The following is a 16846-nucleotide window of genomic DNA, read 5'->3' as shown; positions in this document are numbered from 1 at the left end:
TCACCGCGCACGACACATCGCGACGTTCCAGTCACACTGGGAGCCCGCTAGCTGCGGATCCGCTGGCACCGACGATCAGCGCGTGACCGGATTCACACCCGTACCCCAGGAGGAATCGTGCAGCTGTTGACGGCCCACCGCACAGCGATGGCGGAATTCGACGCTCGAGTGCAGCGCATCGAGGCGACGCAGTGGGACAACCCTACGCCGTGCACCGAGTGGGACGTCCGCGACCTGCTCAACCACCTGGTCGGCGAGCAGCTCTGGGCGCCGTGGCTGCTGGACGGAGCCACCCTCGACGAGGTGGGCGACCGCTTCGACGGCGACGTGCTGGGCGCGGACCCGGTCGGCGCGTGGAACGCGGCCGCCGACGCGGCGCGACGGGCGTGGGACGCGCCGGGGGCCACCAGCGGTGAGGTGAACGTCACCGGCGGCGTGATCCCGGCCGAGGACTACGGCTGGCAGATGACCGCGGACCTGGCGGTGCACGCGTGGGACCTGGCCCGCGGCATCGGTGCCGACGAGCGGCTGAACCCCGAGCTGGTGACCGAACTGCACGCGGTGCTGGCCCCGCAGGTGCCCGCCTGGCAGGACTTGGGGATCTTCGCCGCGCCGCGCGAGGTGCCGCCGGACGCCGACGAGCAGACCAGGCTGCTGGCACTGCTCGGGCGATCCTGAGCGCGTCGTTCGGCGTTGGCGCGCAACCGATCACGGTACAATCGGCGGGCGTATCTTTCCCTTTTCGAGGAGTGACGGCTTCAGTGCCTGCGGCACAATCCCCCGACGGGGGCAGTACCGGGCCGGGGAACTTTCCCGGCGTTTCCGAGTTCGTGCGCGGTCGCCCGCGAGGTGACCGGTGATCGACATTCTCCTGTCGGTGTTGGGTTTGGTCTTCGTCGGCGTGCTCACCCTGGGCACGGGCTTGGCGGTGGCGGCTGAGTTCTCGCTGACTTCTCTTGAGCGCAGCACTGTTGATGCTCATGTGCACGCGGTGGGTGACAGGCGTGCGCGGGCGGTGCAGAAGGCGCATCGGTCGTTGTCGTTTCAGCTCTCGGGTGCGCAGGTCGCGATCACGTTGACGACGTTGGTCACCGGGTATGTGGCTGAGCCGTTGATCGGTGAGCTGATCCGCCCGGTGCTGCTGGCGGTGGGTGTTCCCGTCTCCGCCGCGGGTGCGGTGTCGTTGACGTTGGCGATCTTGTTGGCGACGACGTTGTCGATGGTGTTCGGGGAGATGGTCCCGAAGAACCTGGCGATCGCGCGGCCGTTGCCGACGGCGCGGGCGGTGTCGGGGTATCACGCGCGGTTCTCGCAGGTGTTCCGGTGGTTGATCGATGCGATGAACGACAGCGCGAACTGGGTGGTGCGCCGGTTCGGTGTCGAGCCCCAGGAAGAGCTTCGCTCGGCTCGCTCACCCGAAGAATTGGGGTCGATCGTGCGTTCCAGTGCCGAGCACGGGACGTTGGATGAGTCGACGGCGGAGTTGATGGACCGTTCGTTGCGGTTCGGTGACCGCACCGCCGAAGAACTCATGACTCCGCGGGTGCGGGTGGAGGCTTTGCAGGTCGGTGACACGGTGATGGATCTGCTGGAGCTGGCCCGCCGTAGCGGGTTCTCCCGGTTCCCGGTGCACGGCGGCGATCTGGACGACATCCACGGCGTCGTCCACGTCAAGCAGGCCTTCGCCGTCCCGGCGGAGCGCAGGCGCAGCACCGCGATCGAATCGCTGGCCCGCCCGGTGCCGACCGTGCCGGAAACGCTGGCCGGCGACGCCCTGCTCAACCGGCTGCGCGGCTCCGGCCTGCAGCTGGCCGTGGTCGTCGACGAGTACGGCGGTTCCGCGGGCATCGTGACCTTGGAGGACGTCGTCGAGGAGATCATCGGCGATGTCCGCGACGAGCACGACCGCCGGGAGATCGCCGCGGTGCGCCGCTCCGGCGACCGGACCTGGATCATCTCCGGACTGCTGCGGCCCGACGAACTCGCCGACGCCACCGGCTTCGCGATGCCCGACGGCGACTACGAGACCGCCGCCGGATACGTGCTGAGCAAGCTCGGCCGCATTCCCGAGGTCGGCACCCGGCTGCCCGTGGACGACTGGGAGCTCACCGTGTCCCGCATGGACCGCAACCGCATCGCCGAACTGCGGCTGACCCGCCAACCCGAGCACGCCGAGGCCACGGGAGCGGCCCGATGAGCGATGGATTCGCGATTCTGCTCGGTGTAGTGCTGCTGCTGTTGAACGCGTTCTTCGTGGGCGCGGAGTTCTCGCTGCTGTCCTCACGACGGGACCGGCTGGAAGCCCTGGCCGCTCAGGGCAAGGGCCGTGCCCGGCTGGTGATCAGCGCCAGCCAGCAGGGCTCGCTCATGCTCGCCAGCGCCCAGCTCGGCATCACCCTGTGCTCCCTGGGCCTGGGACGCCTCGGCGAACCCGCCGTCGCCCACCAACTCCAAGTGCCCTTCGCCGCACTCGGCATCCCGGAAGCGGTCACGCACGCGGTGGCCTTCGCCATCGCACTCGCACTCGTCGTGGTGCTGCACGTGCTGATCGGCGAGATGGTCCCGAAGAACCTGGCCATCGCCGAACCCGAGAAGGTCGCGCTGTGGCTGGTGCCGCCACTGGTCGGGTTCGTCAAACTCGCCCGGCCCTTCATCGCGCTGTTCAACATGATGGCCAACACCATCCTCAAGCTCATGCGCGTGGAACCCAAGGACGAGCTCGACACCGCCTACACCTCCGCCGAACTCGCCGAACTCCTCGTCGAATCCCGCCGCGAAGGACTCATCGACCACTCCGAACACCGCCGCCTCGCCCAAACACTGTCCTCCGCCAACCACACCGTCACCGACGTCCTCGTCCCCAACGCCGAGGTCACCACACTGCCCACCCGCCCCACCCTGGGCGACGTGGAACGCGTCGTCGGCGAAACCGGGTTCTCCCGGTTCCCGGTGCTCGGGGCCAACGGCGAGATGCGCGGCTACCTGCACATCAAGGACGTCCTCGACCAGGCCGGGCAGGACCCGTCCACCCCGATCGCACCGTCCCGCATCCGGCGGTTGCCGACGGTCCCGGCCGAGGCCCGGCTGGACGAAGCGCTCGCCTCGCTGCGGCGCTCGGGCAGCCACCTCGCCACCGCCGTCGACACCACCGGCGCACCCATCGGCGTCGTCGCCATGGAAGACCTCGTCGAGGAGTACGTCGGAACCGTCCGGGACGGCACTCACGTGAACTGACGGTCACCGGGTCGGGCAATCTCACCCGACCCGGTCACCCGTTCGCGGTAAGTGCGAGATGATCAGGGAGTGCCTCACCTCGCAGACGCCGCCCCAGAACGCCGCCTGATCGGAGCTCGCTACCGCTTGGAGGGCACCATCGGCCACGGCGCGATGGGCCAGGTCTGGGCCGGAACCGACGAGCTGCTGCACCGCCCCGTCGCGGTGAAGGAACTCCGCCTGTCCCCCGGCCTCGCCAAGGAGCACGCGGCCGAGATGCGGGAACGCGCACTGCGCGAGGCGCGGGCGATGGCGGCGCTCAACCACCCGAACACCGTGCTGCTCTACGACGTCGCGCGCGAGAACGAGCAGCCGTTCGTCGTGATGGAGCTGGTGCACGGGCTGAGCCTCGCCCGGCTGCTCAACAAGCACCGCTCGCTCCCGCCCGAGAAGCTGGCCGTGCTCGCCGACGGTGTCGCGGCGGCGCTGCAGGCGGCGCACGCGATGGGCATCGTGCACCGCGACGTCAAGCCCGGCAACGTGCTGCTCGGCAGCATGCGCCAGGTCAAGCTCGCCGACTTCGGCATGTCCCGCAGCACCGCGGAATCCACCCTGACCCGCTCCGGCGTGCTGGTCGGCACTCCCGCCTACCTGGCTCCGGAGATCGCGATCGGCGGCGAGCTCGGCGCGAACGCGGACCTGTGGAGCTTCGGCGCCATGCTCTTCGCCGCGGCCGAGGGACGCCTGCCCTACGAGAGCACCGGTGATCCGCTGATCACCATCAGCTCGATCGTGCACGGCCCGGTGCCGCCGCACCGGCAGACGGGGCCGATCGGCGAGGTCATCAGCGGGCTGATGGTCAAGGACCCGGCCCACCGGATGCCGCTGCTGGAGGTGCGGCGGCGGGTGCACGACCTGGCCCGCCAAGCCGGGGAGCACCCGTTCGAGGAGTACCTCCGCGACATCGAACCGCCCCGCCCGATCGCTCTCACCGCTCCCCCGCCCGACCAGCCCACGGCACCGGCACCGGCCGCGAAGCGCTCCAAGACCCGCACCACGATCGTGCTCGGCGCGACAGCGGTGCTCGCGATCGGCGCCGCGACAGGCGGTTTCCTGCTCGGGCGCGCCGGTGGACCAGAGCCCTCGGGTGTTCCCGGACAAGAGATCACCGAAAGCACCTCCGTTCAGCTCCCCGACAGCACCCCCGCCGCCGACGACAGCCCGTTCGGCGTGCTCGAGGCCGAGCACGCGACCTCCGGCAGCAAAGCCGGTCAGCTCGGCACCGAGCACGGCGATCGCGGGCCCGTCCAGTTCGCCGGTTCGATGGAGGACGGCTCCTCGCTCACCTTCGACAACGTCGAATTCGGCTCCGCTACGGCGAGTCAGGTCTCCGCCAGGCTGCGCGTCGTCAACGGCGAGCTCAAGGGCAAGATCGAGCTCCGCCTGGGCGGGCCCTCCGGTGAGCTGATCGCCAAGATCCCGGTGGCCTCGAAGAACGGGGATGGCTGGAAGGTGGCGCCGGTCGACCTGCTGCGCCCGCTGTCCGGGAAGCGCACCGTGCACCTGTCGGTCATCGCCGACGAGCCCGTCCCCTTCGTGGACCTGGACTGGGTGCGGTTCCACCGCTGAGGCGGCCCCGACTACCCTTGACCGGCGATGACCGTGCTGTCCGAAGACCAGTGGCGGGCCCGGCAGGCCGCCCACCGCGAACGCGTGGCCGAGTGGACCCGGCCGCACCGCGAGCGCCAGCACGAGCACCGCAAGCACCCGGTGCTGGACTTCCTGTTCACCTACTACAGCTTCCGCCCGGCGCGGTTGGAGCGCTGGCAGCCGGAAGTGGGCGTGGTGCTGGCCGGTGGTGCGGAGTTCCTGGACCGGCGCGGATTCACCAGCACGCCGGACGGCGTGACGCTCGATCCCGCTGCCTTCACCGACAAGCGCCGCAGCACAGCGGAGTTCGTGCTCGGCCTGCTCAGCGCCACCGCGGCACGCAAGCCCAGGCTGGGCTGCTTCGGGCTGCACGAGTGGGCCATGGTCTACCGCACGCAACCGGCTGACGTCCGCCACTCCGGCTGGCCGCTGCGGCTCGGGCACGCGGGCACCGACGAGGTCGTGGACTCGATGCAGGTCAGCTGCACGCACTACGACGCGTTCCGGTTCTTCACCCCGCCCGCACGCCCGCTCAACACCCTCCAGCCCGAGCGCGCCGACCAGGTCCGCCTGGAGCAGCCGGGCTGCCTGCACGCGAACATGGACTTGTTCAAGTGGGCCTACAAGCTGGATCCGTTCGTGCCCGCCGAACTGGTCGCGGACTGCTTCGAGCTGGCGGTGCGAGTCCGCGAACTCGACATGCGCGCCAGCCCCTACGACCTCCGCGACCTCGGCTACGAACCGGTCCCGATCGAAACGCCCGAGGGCCGCGCCGACTACGCGCGCAGGCAGCGCGAGTTCGCCGATGAAGCGGCGGTGCTGCGGCAGCGGCTGATCGACACCTGCCGGGAGGTCCTCACCTGGTCGCGCCAGCCCGCGTGACCGGTGCGTCCTGAGCTTCGGGCAGTTCGCGCAGCGATCGCAGCGGCGAGAGGAACACCGCCAGCCAGGTCACCGCGAAGACTCCCGCCGAGACCCACAGCACCGCTCGGGCGCCCGCTGATTCGCCGAGCGCACCGGCCAGCACTCCCCCGACGGCGAGCGCGCCGGTGAGCAGGAAGCGGAAGGTCGCGTTCATCCGTCCCATCAGGTGGTCCGGGGTGATCGACTGCCGCAGGCTCACGGCCAGGACGTTCCCGATGCCGGTCTTGGTGGTGAGCACCGCCCACCCGACCGCGGCGAACCACAGCCCGGAACCGCTGCCGAGCAGCGGCACCGCGCACCCGGCGCAACTGGCGGCCACGCCGGCGATCCACAGCACCCGGCCGTGCCCGAAGCGGGCGGCCAGGGCTCGCGCGCAGATCGCCCCGGTGAGCGCTCCGCAGCCGCCGACCGCCAGGAAGACCCCGAGAACCCACTCGTCGAGCCGGAGTTCGCGGACGAACACCACCGGCAGCACGGTGATCGTCAGCGTGGTGGCGAAGTTGGTCAGCGCGCCTTCGATCGCCAGCGGCCGCAGCATGCGGTTCCCGAGCACGTGGCGCAGCCCGTCCCGCACGTCCGGCCACACCCGCGATCTCGGCCGCGCCGGACCCGCCGGTGCCGTCACCCGGATCCGCCACAGCACGACGGCCGAGCACGCGTAGCTGAGCGCGTCGAGCGCGATCACGACCGGCGCGGCGAACGCCGAGGCCAGGAACCCGCCCGCGCTCCGGCCGACGATCTGGTTCACCCCGCGCGCGCCCATCAGCCGGGCGTTGGCCGGCACCAGGTGGCCGCGGCCCACCAGCTCGGGCAGGAACGTCTGCGCGGCTACCTCGGAGAACACCGTCGCCACTCCGCCGAGCAGCGCCACCGCGTACAGCTGCGGCATCGTCAGCGCCCCCAACAGCCAGGCGACCGGGACCGAGCCGTACAGGACCGCTCGCACCACGTCCGTGGTGATCATCACCGCGCGGCGGGGCAGCCGGTCCACCCAGGCCCCGGCGGGCAGCCCGATCAGCAGGAACGCTGCCGTGGTGAGGGCGGTGAGCGCACCGACCTCGGCCGCGCCCGCGCCGAGCGCGAGGACTGCGGTCAGCGGCAGCGCGACGTAGCTGACCTGGGTGCCGAAGTCGCTGCCCGCGATGGCGGCGAAGAACGACCGGAACTGCCCCGGCAACCGGTCCGGGACCGCTGGATTTTCGATCACGCGGCGACGATCGCGGGTGCCGGGCCCGGCGGCCACGAATTTAGACTGGGCCGAATCCACCACCGGGAGGCCGCAACTGCTCAGGATGACGATGTCGGCCGAAGGCCTGGCCCGGATCAGGTTCGCCCGCTCCCCGCTGTGGGAGGTCACGGCCAGCGTTCGCGTCCTGAAGGAACCCGGCAAGCACCCGCTGCACCACGCGTGGCGGGCCGAAGCGCAGTCCCGGCTCGACCGCGGCACCACCGATCTGTCGCTGCTGTTCGACCTGGTGCCGACGCCGAGCAAGATCCTGCCCGGATTCCTCGCCCCGGTCCCGGCCGGGCAGCGGCCGACACTGGCCGAGGAGCTGGCTGATCTCCGGTCGGTGCCCGAGCACTCGGTCCGGGCCATGATCGAGAGCGCCGTGCGCACGCCTTCCGAGCCGGTCCGCCGGTTGCACGCCGACCCGGCTCGCGAGCTGTCGCGGCTGGCCGAGGTGATCGAGGCCTACTGGGCGCTGGCCGTCGAGCCGTGGTGGCCGGAGATGCAGGACCTGCTGGACCAGGACGTCCGGCACCGCGGCGCGCTGCTGGTGGAAGGCGGTGCCGCGCGGCTGTTCAGCGAACTCAGCCCGGCAGTCGAGTGGCGCGAGGACGGGCTGCGCGTGCGGCACCGGTACTTCGAGGGCACGCACGTCCTCGACGGTCGCGGGCTCGTGCTGGTTCCGTCGACGTTCATCTGGCCGGTCGTGTTCTCCAAGCTGGAGCCGCTGTGGCCGAGCGCGCTCCGCTATCCCTCCCGCGGCATCGGCGCGCTCTGGGCACCGAAGCGGCCCGCTTCGCTCGACGCGTTGACCGCGGTCATCGGCCGGTCCCGGGCTGTGCTGCTGGCCGAGCTGGACGCGCCGAGATCGACCACCGAGCTCGCTCGCCGCACCCGGATGTCGGCGGGGAACGCCTCGCAGCACCTGACCGCGCTGCGCGCTGCCGGGCTGGTCGCGGTGCAGCGGGAAGGTCGCTACGTCCTCTACAGCCGGACCGCCCTGGGCACCGGACTGCTGGCCGGGGCGGGCTGATCAGGCCTGGTCGTGGGCGGTCCGGGCGGCGAGGATGCGGTTGACGTTGCGCTCGGACCAGTCGGCGATCGCCGCCACCGGGGCGCGCAGCGAATGGCCGAGCTCGGTCAGCTCGTAGATCACCTTCGGCGGGATCTCCGGGTAGGCCGTGCGGGTCACCAGGCCGTCGCGCTCCAGCGCCCGCAGCGTCTGGGTCAGCACCTTCGGGGCCACGCCGCCGATGCCCGCGCGCAGCTGGGTGAAGCGCAGCGGGCCGTCGGCGAGCAGGGTCACCACGAGCACCGTCCACTTGTCGCCGATGCGGTCGAGCACCAGCCGGGTGGGGCAGTTCGGATCGGTCAGCTTCCCCCGTTCGAACGCGCTGTCCTGCTCGGTAACCATGGGATACCTATAGCACGGCGCGGAACGGTCCTCCGAAGGCGAACTCCGCGAAGCGCTCGGCGATGCGGTGGTGCGCCGCAGCGTCGGGGTGCAGCGCGTCCGGCAGCGGCAGCTCGGCGAAGTCCGCCTCGCCGTAGAGCTCGCGCCCGTCGAGGTGGTGCAGGTTCGGGTCGTCGGCCGCCCGCTGCGCGGTGATGCGCGCCAGCTCCTCGCGGACGACGTTGAGCGTCAGCTTCCCGGTGGCGCGCTCCGCCGGATCACCCATCGCCCGGAACCGCACCATCCCGTCCGCGAACACCGGGGCTCCGGGGCCCGGTGTGTCCTCGTGGATCGGGCACAGGATCGGCGAGATCACCAGCAGCGGCGTTCTCGGATGCCGCTCGCGGATCGTGTCGAGGAAGCCGTGCACCGCCGGGCCGAACGCGCGCAGGCGCATCAGGTCGGCGTTGACCACGTTGATGCCGATCTTGACGCTGATCAGGTCCGCCGGGGTGTCGCGCAGCGCGCGGGCGGTGAACGGGTCGAGCAGCGCGCTGCCGCCGAGCCCGAGGTTGATCAGCTCCACCTCACCGGCGGCCGCGGCCAGCGCGGGCCACGTGGTGGTGGAGCTCTCCGCGTTCGAGCCGTGGCTGATCGAGCTGCCGTGGTGCAGCCACACCCGGCGGCCGCGGTCCGGGGCGGGTTCCACCGGCGCGTCGGTGCGCAGCTCGACGAGCTCGGTGGTCTCCCGGTAGGGCAGCCAGATCTCGACGTCCTTGTTCTCGGCGGCGAGCCCGGTGAACCGGACGGTGCCGACCGGGCCGGTTTCGGTGTCCACGCCGCCGGTGGCCATGTCGATGGTCATCACGTTGCCACCGGTCGCCCTGGCCCGGTCGGCCAGCCGGCCGTCGACGAGCAGGTCGTAGTCGTTGCCGGGCAGGGTCTGGGCGCCCCGGTAGACCGTTCTGGTGCCCAGCACGTCGAGCTCGATCGCGGTCGCCGCGGTGCGAAAGGCCAGCCGAACCCCGGACGGCTGGGACTCCACCATGGCCAGTTGCCCGTCGGCGCACTGCGCGCGCGCTTTCGCGGGCAGGCGGTGCGGCCGCACTCCGCGTTCCGTCCGCTCCAGTTCCAGCGCACCGCGCACGATGCTGTCGGTGATCGGGGTGGTGATCGGCACCGCCACGGGGTTGTTCATGCGCCCCACCCTGTCAACTCGGTGCCCGAGGCGCACCTGAATTACGCCGTGGCCCCGCGCCGGACCAGCACCGCGAAGACGAGCGCGGCGGCCACCGACAAACCGCCCATGACCAGGCCCATCGGCAAAGCCGTGTCGGTGCCTGCGGAGCCGACCAGCGGTGCGGCCAGCGCTCCCGCGGAGAACTGCATCACACCGAGCAGCGCCGAAGCGCTGCCTGCGGTCTCCGGGTGCCCGGACAGCGCCAGCGCCGTGGCGTTCGGCGAGACCATGCCGATGCTGGACACCACCAGGAACAGCGCGGGCAGCAGCCCGGCCAGGCCTGCGCCGACGGCCGCCGACACCGCCACCGCGACTCCTCCGAGCGCGGTGCAGCCCAGGCCGATGGCCAGCAGGCGGCGGGGCGCTGCGCGCTCGACCAGGCGGGCGTTGAGCTGTCCGACGAGGATGATGCCCAGCGAGTTGATCCCGAAGACCAGGCTGAACATCTGCGGCGACATGCCGAAGACGTCCTGCAGCACGAACGACGAACCCGAGATGTAGGCGAACATCGCCGCGAAGGCCAGCGCGGACGACAGCGAGCACCCGACGAACGCGCGATCGCCGAGCAGCGCGCGGAAGCTGCGCAGCGTGTCGCCCAGGTTCCCGGCCCGCCGGTTCTGCGCGGGCAACGTCTCGCGCACGCCGAAGGCGGACGCCACCAGCATCACCGCCCCGATCAGGCCCAGCGCCAGGAACACCCCGCGCCACGACGTCACCTGCAGCAGCTGCCCGCCGATGAGCGGCGCGAGGATCGGCGCCAGCCCGTTGACCAGCATCAGCAGCGAGAAGAACCGGGCCATCTCGACGCCCGAGTACATGTCGCGCACCACGGCCCGCGCGATGACGATCCCGGCCGCCCCGCCCAATCCCTGCACCAGCCGCAACCCGGCCAGCGCGTACGCCGACGGGGCGAACGCGCACAGCAGCGAGGCCAGCGTGAACACCACCAGGCCGATCAGCAGCGGGCGCCGCCTGCCGAAGGTGTCCGAGAGCGGCCCGGCCACCAGCTGCCCCAGCGCGAGCCCGAGCGTGCAGGCCGTCAGCGACAGCTGGACCTGGGACGCCCCGGTGCCGAGTTCGGCGGCGATCTCCGGGAAGGCGGGAAGGTACATGTCGATGGCCAGCGGGCCGAACGCGGACAACCCGCCCAGGATCAGCACGTACTTGGTCCTGTCCGGTGCAGACATCCCCCGCCTCGTTCGTTCGCCGCGCAAATGAGCCGACCGCACGTTAGCCGACCGCGCGCGGAGCCGACGTCGGTGGTTCATGGTCGTATGCACCGGTGATTCGACGCTCCGAGGAGATCCGATGCACGATCTGACCCCCGCCGCCGACCGGCTGGCCGGACTGCTGACCGGCGTCACCGATGCCCAGCTCACCGCGCCGACCCCGTGCTCGGAGTACACCGCCGGCGACCTGATCGACCACATCAGCGGGCTCAGCGTCGCCTTCACCGCCGCCGCGGTGAAGGACCTCTCGCTCACCGCGCAGGGCCCCTCCGGTGACGCTTCCCGGCTGCCCGCCGACTGGCGAACCCGCATCCCCGAGCAGCTGACCGCGCTGGCGAGGGCCTGGGAGGACCCGGCGGCCTGGGACGGGATGACGCAGGCCGGTGGCCTGGAGCTGCCTGGCCCAGTGGCCGGTCTGATCGCGCTGGACGAACTCGTGGTGCACGGCTGGGACCTCGCGAAGGCGACCGGGCAGCCGTTCGACTGCGACGAGGAGTCCCTGGCCGCGTGCCTGGAGTTCGTCGGCCCGGCCGCCGGGTCCGAGGAAGGCCCGTTCGGCCCACCGGTCGAGGTCTCCCCAGACGCCCCGCCGCTGGACCGGCTCATCGGGCTGACCGGCCGGGATCCGGGCTGGCACCCCTGACCGGGCTCAGGGCAGGCGGGGGTCGATCACGGCTTTGATCTTGCCCTGGTTGGCCATCGCGGCCAGCGCCTTGGACGCCCCGCCCAGGCCGACCGGTTCGCTGAACAGCTCGTCCCAGGGCATCCGGTCGGCGAAGGTGCGGAAGAACTCCAGCGCCCGGTGGTAGTCGGAGATGTCGCCGTTGAGCGAGCCGCGCACGGTGAGCTCCTTGCCCATCACCTCGCCCAGCGGCACCGGGGTGGGCTTGGAGCCGGTCGAGCCGACCACGACGATCGTGCCCTGCTGGGCCGCCATGCCCACCGCCTCGGCGCCGACGGTGTCGGCACCAGCGAAGTCGAACACGTAGTCCGCGCCGCGACCGCCGGTGCGCTCCCGCACCGTCGCGATCCGGCCCACCGGCTTGCGGCTCAGCGGCACCGTCACGTCGGCGCCGAAGCGGGTCGCGGTCGCCAGCCGGTCGTCGGGGCCGCCGATGGTGATCACCTGCGCCGCGCCGGCGATCCGCGCGGCCGCCGTGGCGAAGATGCCCAGCGCGCCCGCGCCCTGCACCACCACGGTCGAGCCGGGACGGATGCCGCCCGCCCGGTCGAACGCGCGCAGCACGGTCTTGCCCGCGCAGCCCGACATCGCCGCCCAGGTGTCCGGCACCTCGTCGGGCAGCAGGAGCTTGGCGGCACCGGGAGTGACGTAGCAGAGCTGCGTCAAACCGCCGGTCGCGTAAGGGCTTTGGTCGGCGCGCTGGCGGAAGCCGTAGCCGCGGTCGGTGCAGGCCACCGGTTCGCGCAGGACGGTGCAGCCGTAGCAGCGGCCGCACACCGATTCCGACCAGCCGATGCGGGCGCCCGGCTCGATCGGCCTGCCCAGCGCGTCCGATGTGGACTCCCCCACCGCGACGACCTCGCCGACCATCTCGTGACCCAGGATCACCGGCAGCATCCCGGGGAAGGTCATCCGCCCCTGCCACAGGTGCACGTCGGTGCCGCACAGCGTGGCGCAGGTGATCCGCACCAGCGCCGCACCGGGCTCGACCTCGGTGGGCAGGGGGACCTCCTGCAGGGCCAGCGGCTGCACGTGCCCGGTGAGCACGGCCGCCGCGGTCGTCGTCGGAAGCGTCATCGCCAACCCCTTCTCGCGGAACACCACGAACGATCATCAGACTACGAACGGAGACGGAAAAGTCGCGCCTGGCAACAACTCGACAGCTCAGCCGAGCAGCTGGCCGCCGTCGACCTGCAGGCTCGCGCCGGTGATGTGCCGGGCCTGCGGGGAGGCGAGGAACACCACGGCCGGGACCACGTCGGCGACCTCGGCGATCCGGGCCAGCGGGATCCGCTGCTCCCACGCGGTGCGGGCGGCGGCGTCGGCGGTGAGCCCGGCGGTCATCGGCGTGCGCACCGGTCCGGGCGCCACCGCGTTGACCCGGATTCCGCACGGCGCCAGCTCGATCGCCGCCGACCTGGTCAGCGCCTCGACGGCAGCCTTGCTCGCCTCGTAGTGCCCGAGACCGGGTGTCGGCTGCCGCGCGCCGATCGAGGTGATGTTCACGATCGCTCCGCCTTCGCCGCGCTCGGCCATCCGCGCGCCGACCGCCCTGGTCATCAGGAAGGTGCCGCGCAGGTTCACCCGGAAGCACGTGTCGAAGGCGGCGATGTCCAGCTCCACCAGCGGACCGCCGCCCGCAGTGAGCCCGGCGTTGTTGACCAACACGTCCACCGCACCAATTCGGTCGTGCACCTGGCTCACCGCGGCCTCCACCGCGTCGGCGTCGGAGATGTCCAACTCCACCCACTCCACGCCGAGCTCGGCCGCCGCCGATTCGGCCGCGCCGACCGAGATGTCGGCGACCACCACGCGATCGCCGCCTGCCGCGAAGGATTCCGCGACGCCGCGGCCGATTCCGCTGCCTCCTCCGGTCACCAGCACCACTCGGGACAGCTCGCCCATCGCAGACCACCCTCGATCGGCGCGGCACCTGCCGCGCACCCGGATCACGTTTTATTATACGAACGTAGACTAAAAAGCCGTTGCGATGAAGGGAGAATCGTGGACGAACGGAGCAGATCCACGATCCGGCAGCTCGGCCCGGGCGGAGTGCGGACCTCGGTGTTCGGCCTCGGCTCCTGGAACACCTGGGACCGGATGGACTTCGCCGACGCGGTCGAGCTAATCACGACCGCCATCGAGCGGGGCGTGACGCTGTTCGACGTCGCGCACTACAACATGGGCCCGCACGCCGAGCAGGCCCGCACCGACATCATCTTCGGCGAAGCCGTTCGCGCGGCGGGGATCGAACGAGACCGCTACCAGCTGTGCGGGAAGCTGTGGCTGTGGGAGTACCCGCACACCGGCTTCGAGGAGCAGCTGACCACTTCCCTGGACCGGGTCGGCGTGGCGCGCCTGGACACCGCGGTCGTCGGCGACTACCTGGAGAAGCCGGACGTGCGGCAGATCGTGCTGGACGTCAACGAGCAGATCCGCGCGGGCCGGATCGGCAGCTGGGGCGTGAACAACTGGATCGCCGCGGACCTGACGTCCGCAGTGGACTTCGCCGCACGCGAGGGCCTGGTACCGCCGTGCTTCGCCCAGCTGAAGTACAGCATCGTCCGCCGTTCGATGGCCGAGGGCGGCCCGTACGGCGAGCACTTCCGCGCCGGCACCCTCGCCCTGCAGGCCTCGGACGTCTTCGAAGGCGGCATCCTCGCCGGCCGCAAGCACCCGCAGCGCAAGATCGGCGCCGACCCGGGCAACATCCGCGAGCAGATCCGCGCGGCAGCCGACGACGTCGCGGCCGCAGCGGCCGAATTCGGTGCCACCGCAGCACAGGCCGCGATCGCGTTCTGCCTGGAGCACCCGGCGGTGGCCAACGTGCTGTTCGGCGTGAGCTGCGCGGAGCAGCTGGCGGACAACCTGGCCGCCCTGCGCCTGTGGCAGGAGCACGGGGCCCAGCTCCGCGCGGCACTGGAGCACCTCTGGCTCGACCGGGAGCTCAGCCCCGACGGAACCTGGTGATCAGCGGAGGAACTCCACCGCCGCAGCCTGGAACTCATCACCGGCGAGCGCTCCGAGGTGATCCCCGGGAACGCGCAGCACCGCGCCCTGCGGCAGGTGCCCGGCGAGCTCGTCGATGCCCTGCGACATGGGATCGTCCGCTCCCCCGACCAGCAGCGCGGGAACTCCGGGCGGAGCGGCCGCCGGATCGAACGGTTCACGCGCCAGGCCTTCCACCAGCGACAGCAGCGATTCGGTGTCCCGCCCGGGCGCGCTCGCCATGCCCAGGACCATGCCGGTGAGCTGATCGGCGGGCCGGTCGCCGCCCCGCGCCGCAGCGCGAGCGGCGGCGACGTCCACCGCCCCGAAGGGCTCCACCGGGCTCAGCCCGCCGAGCACCAGTCGACGCACCGGAATCGGGCTCACCGCAACGAGATCCCACGCCAACCGCGCCCCGAGGGAGTAGCCGACCACGTCGACGGAATCAGCACCGACGGCTTGCAGCGCCGCGACGAGCTTCTCCAGCACCCGACTGGTGGTGCCCTCGGCAGCCGAGTCGACGCGCGGGCTGGCGCCGTGCCCGGGCAGGTCGACCACCAGCGTTTCGCGTCCGGCGGCGGCCAGCGGCCGGGCCCACCGATCGGCGGGCCAGTCCTGCGCGCCACTGGAGGCGAAGCCGTGGAGCAGCACGACGGCGGGGCCGGTGACCTCGTCCGGAACAGTGCGGGTGACAGCGAGCTCAGTCATCATTCTACGAACGTAGACCAAAAATCCCGCCGCTGGGAGCCCCGATCGACAGGCCCACCACCGTTCACGAGGTGCCGCACCACCGGGCGAGTCGTGAAATCGCTCCCGCCGTAGTTCCGCTCCGATTCAGTCGGCGATGTGGCGGAGGAGGCGGTCGACGTAGGCGCGGTACTCCGGGATCAGGGCTCCGTCGGGGAACATCAGGCAGGTCACGTTCGCTCCTATGGACACGCCGATGACCTCGCCCGCCAGCGCCGTCACCGCCGGGGCGTCCGGCGGCTCGCCCTTGCCGCGGGCCGCCGCGATGCGCTCCGCGAGCTGGGCCCGCCAGGTTCGCAGGTGCTCGCGGTACAGCTCCGCCAGCTCCTCGTTGGCCACCGAGTGCTCCCACAGGGCCAGCAGGATTCGCGCCGAGTCGATCCGGTACTGGTCGAGCGGCAGCGCGGCCTCCACGTAGTGGCGCAGGGCCGCTTCCGCGTCCTCGGGTTCCGGGCGCTGCTCGCCGGAGCGCTCGTTCATCTCGGCCAGCACGCTCTGGAAGGTGGCCGCGATGATGCTGTCCTTGCTCGGGAAGTACCGCTTGAGCGCACCGTTGGCGTAACCCGCCGCCGCGACGATGCTGCGCATGGTCGCGGCCTCGAAGCCGCCCTCGATGATGAGCTGCTTGGCGACCTCGACGATCTCCCTGCGTCGCTGGTCGTGATCGATGATCTTCGGCATGGCCCCTACGTTGTGCTCGACTCGCCCGGGCTGCGCAGCCGGAGCCACGCTCGCCTGCGCTCGGCCTGCCGGGCCGGGTCGGCGACCGGGGACGCGAGCAGCAGTCGACGCGTGTACGGGTGCGCCGGGCTGCGCGTGATCGTCTCGTTCGCCCCCGACTCGACGATTCGCCCACCGTACATCACCGAAACCCGGTGGCAGACGCGGCGCACCACACCCAGGTCGTGCGAGATGAACAGGTAGGACACGCCGGTCTCGCGCTGGATGTCGATGAACAGGTCGACCACGGCCGCCTGGGTGGTCAGGTCCAGCGCGCTGACCGGCTCGTCGCAGATGATCAGCCGCGGCCGGCGCACCAGCGCCCGGGCGATGGCGATGCGCTGCCGCTGCCCGCCGGAGAACTCGCCGGGGTAGCGGGCAGCCGCGTCCGCGGGCAGCCGCACCTGGTCGAGCATCTCGGCGACCGCGGCGCGGGCGGTCTCCCGGTCGGTTCCGGCCGCCCGCAGCGGCTCGGCCACCGCCTGGCCGACCGTCATCGCCGGGTCCAGCGAGCCGTAGGGGTCCTGGAAGACCACCTGCACGTCGGCGGCCAGCCGGCGCCGGTCGGCTCCGCTCGCGCGCGTGATGTCGCGCCCGTCGATGCGGATCGAACCCGAGGACACCGGGCTCAGGCCCAGGATCGCCTTGCCCAGCGTGGACTTGCCCGAACCGCTCTCGCCGACCAGCCCGACGCACTCCCCCGCCCCGATGCTCAGCGACACCCCATGCAGCGCGCGGAAGGTCCTCCGCCCCCGGCGGTAGTCCACCACCAGATCAGCCACGTCCAGGAGCGGTTCCGCCTCTGCGCGATTGACAGTGGCGGTTGCGTTGG

The 16846-nt window shown here is 71.5% G+C and carries 17 protein-coding genes; 8 read left to right on the top strand and 9 right to left on the bottom strand.

Translation table 11 applies throughout. The features are described 5' to 3' along the window. Positions 1–117 precede the first annotated feature (117 nt). From ATL45_RS30765 to ATL45_RS30745, 5 genes are all read left to right on the top strand, one after another. Positions 118–678: a TIGR03086 family metal-binding protein gene (locus ATL45_RS30765; protein ID WP_093146920.1), complete on the top strand. Its 561-nt coding sequence runs from the start codon at positions 118–120 to the stop codon at positions 676–678. A 181-nt stretch (positions 679–859) separates the two neighbouring features. After that, positions 860–2197 carry a hemolysin family protein gene (locus tag ATL45_RS30760; protein WP_121505486.1) on the top strand — a complete coding sequence of 446 codons (1338 nt, stop codon included), beginning with the start codon at positions 860–862 and terminating at the stop codon, positions 2195–2197. Then, a complete protein-coding gene (locus tag ATL45_RS30755) occupies positions 2194–3234 on the top strand; it encodes a hemolysin family protein (RefSeq protein WP_093146480.1) in 1041 nt (346 codons plus the stop codon). The genes ATL45_RS30760 and ATL45_RS30755 overlap by 4 nt, the downstream gene beginning before the upstream one ends. A gap of 69 nt (positions 3235–3303) precedes the next feature. Further along, a complete protein-coding gene (locus tag ATL45_RS30750) occupies positions 3304–4842 on the top strand; it encodes a protein kinase domain-containing protein (RefSeq protein ID WP_246025647.1) in 1539 nt (512 codons plus the stop codon). Between the two features lie 27 nt (positions 4843–4869). Continuing rightward, positions 4870–5745: a 3-methyladenine DNA glycosylase gene (locus ATL45_RS30745; protein ID WP_093146479.1), complete on the top strand. Its 876-nt coding sequence runs from the start codon at positions 4870–4872 to the stop codon at positions 5743–5745. Here ATL45_RS30745 and ATL45_RS30740 read toward each other — a convergent pair. Next, positions 5720–6994 carry an MFS transporter gene (locus ATL45_RS30740; protein ID WP_093147476.1) on the bottom strand — a complete coding sequence of 425 codons (1275 nt, stop codon included), beginning with the start codon at positions 6992–6994 and terminating at the stop codon, positions 5720–5722. The genes ATL45_RS30745 and ATL45_RS30740 overlap by 26 nt on opposite strands. Positions 6995–7085: 91 nt before the next feature. On the opposite strand from ATL45_RS30740, the gene ATL45_RS30735 reads away from it, so the two are divergent. Next, entirely contained in the window at positions 7086–8048 is a 963-nt protein-coding gene (locus tag ATL45_RS30735; RefSeq protein ID WP_246025646.1) for an ArsR/SmtB family transcription factor, read from the top strand. On the opposite strand, the gene ATL45_RS30730 is transcribed toward ATL45_RS30735, so the two are convergent. The 3 genes from ATL45_RS30730 to ATL45_RS30720 are packed head-to-tail and all read right to left on the bottom strand — an operon-like array spanning position 8049 to position 10835. Then, positions 8049–8429: a winged helix-turn-helix transcriptional regulator gene (locus ATL45_RS30730; protein WP_093146478.1), complete on the bottom strand. Its 381-nt coding sequence runs from the start codon at positions 8427–8429 to the stop codon at positions 8049–8051. A gap of 7 nt (positions 8430–8436) precedes the next feature. Continuing rightward, entirely contained in the window at positions 8437–9606 is a 1170-nt protein-coding gene (locus ATL45_RS30725) for a GDSL-type esterase/lipase family protein (RefSeq protein WP_093146477.1), read from the bottom strand. A 41-nt stretch (positions 9607–9647) separates the two neighbouring features. Further along, positions 9648–10835, bottom strand: coding sequence for a Bcr/CflA family multidrug efflux MFS transporter (locus tag ATL45_RS30720; RefSeq protein ID WP_093146476.1), 1188 nt, complete (start codon positions 10833–10835; stop codon positions 9648–9650). A gap of 121 nt (positions 10836–10956) precedes the next feature. Here ATL45_RS30720 and ATL45_RS30715 point away from each other — a divergent pair, with 121 nt between their 5' ends. Then, the gene (locus ATL45_RS30715; RefSeq protein WP_093146475.1) at positions 10957–11520 is read left to right on the top strand and encodes a TIGR03086 family metal-binding protein; all 564 of its coding nucleotides are present in this window, start codon (positions 10957–10959) and stop codon (positions 11518–11520) included. Between the two features lie 6 nt (positions 11521–11526). Here the strand turns inward: ATL45_RS30715 and ATL45_RS30710 are convergent, their stop codons facing one another. Next, positions 11527–12636, bottom strand: a complete 1110-nt coding sequence (locus tag ATL45_RS30710) for a zinc-binding dehydrogenase (protein ID WP_093147469.1) — start codon at positions 12634–12636, stop codon at positions 11527–11529. Between the two features lie 87 nt (positions 12637–12723). Then, positions 12724–13464: an SDR family NAD(P)-dependent oxidoreductase gene (locus ATL45_RS30705; RefSeq protein WP_170210398.1), complete on the bottom strand. Its 741-nt coding sequence runs from the start codon at positions 13462–13464 to the stop codon at positions 12724–12726. Between the two features lie 99 nt (positions 13465–13563). On the opposite strand from ATL45_RS30705, the gene ATL45_RS30700 reads away from it, so the two are divergent. Next, the gene (locus ATL45_RS30700) at positions 13564–14529 is read left to right on the top strand and encodes an aldo/keto reductase (protein ID WP_093146474.1); all 966 of its coding nucleotides are present in this window, start codon (positions 13564–13566) and stop codon (positions 14527–14529) included. On the opposite strand, the gene ATL45_RS30695 is transcribed toward ATL45_RS30700, so the two are convergent. From ATL45_RS30695 to ATL45_RS30685, 3 genes are all read right to left on the bottom strand, one after another. Further along, the gene (locus ATL45_RS30695; RefSeq protein ID WP_170210397.1) at positions 14530–15255 is read right to left on the bottom strand and encodes an alpha/beta fold hydrolase; all 726 of its coding nucleotides are present in this window, start codon (positions 15253–15255) and stop codon (positions 14530–14532) included. A 126-nt stretch (positions 15256–15381) separates the two neighbouring features. Beyond that, positions 15382–15975 carry a TetR/AcrR family transcriptional regulator gene (locus ATL45_RS30690; protein WP_093146472.1) on the bottom strand — a complete coding sequence of 198 codons (594 nt, stop codon included), beginning with the start codon at positions 15973–15975 and terminating at the stop codon, positions 15382–15384. A 5-nt stretch (positions 15976–15980) separates the two neighbouring features. Further along, positions 15981–16796, bottom strand: coding sequence for an ATP-binding cassette domain-containing protein (locus tag ATL45_RS30685; protein ID WP_246025645.1), 816 nt, complete (start codon positions 16794–16796; stop codon positions 15981–15983). Positions 16797–16846 lie beyond the last annotated feature (50 nt).

The organism is Saccharopolyspora antimicrobica, from assembly GCF_003635025.1.
GTDB lineage: Bacteria > Actinomycetota > Actinomycetes > Mycobacteriales > Pseudonocardiaceae > Saccharopolyspora > Saccharopolyspora antimicrobica.
Note: the sequence above shows the minus strand (reverse complement) of the source record. Positions and strands in the feature narration are given on the sequence as shown.

What these genes read in the sequence shown, in the direction of transcription:
- ATL45_RS30755 (WP_093146480.1), top strand. Translation starts at nt 2,194, where the DNA reads ATGAGCGATGGATTCGCGATTCTGCTCGGTGTAGTGCTGCTGCTGTTG.
- ATL45_RS30745 (WP_093146479.1), top strand. Translation starts at nt 4,870, where the DNA reads ATGACCGTGCTGTCCGAAGACCAGTGGCGGGCCCGGCAGGCCGCCCAC.
- ATL45_RS30735 (WP_246025646.1), top strand. Translation starts at nt 7,086, where the DNA reads ATGTCGGCCGAAGGCCTGGCCCGGATCAGGTTCGCCCGCTCCCCGCTG.
- ATL45_RS30730 (WP_093146478.1), bottom strand. Translation starts at nt 8,429, where the DNA reads ATGGTTACCGAGCAGGACAGCGCGTTCGAACGGGGGAAGCTGACCGAT.
- ATL45_RS30725 (WP_093146477.1), bottom strand. Translation starts at nt 9,606, where the DNA reads ATGAACAACCCCGTGGCGGTGCCGATCACCACCCCGATCACCGACAGC.
- ATL45_RS30720 (WP_093146476.1), bottom strand. Translation starts at nt 10,835, where the DNA reads ATGTCTGCACCGGACAGGACCAAGTACGTGCTGATCCTGGGCGGGTTG.
- ATL45_RS30715 (WP_093146475.1), top strand. Translation starts at nt 10,957, where the DNA reads ATGCACGATCTGACCCCCGCCGCCGACCGGCTGGCCGGACTGCTGACC.
- ATL45_RS30710 (WP_093147469.1), bottom strand. Translation starts at nt 12,636, where the DNA reads ATGACGCTTCCGACGACGACCGCGGCGGCCGTGCTCACCGGGCACGTG.
- ATL45_RS30705 (WP_170210398.1), bottom strand. Translation starts at nt 13,464, where the DNA reads ATGGGCGAGCTGTCCCGAGTGGTGCTGGTGACCGGAGGAGGCAGCGGA.
- ATL45_RS30695 (WP_170210397.1), bottom strand. Translation starts at nt 15,255, where the DNA reads ATGACTGAGCTCGCTGTCACCCGCACTGTTCCGGACGAGGTCACCGGC.
- ATL45_RS30690 (WP_093146472.1), bottom strand. Translation starts at nt 15,975, where the DNA reads ATGCCGAAGATCATCGATCACGACCAGCGACGCAGGGAGATCGTCGAG.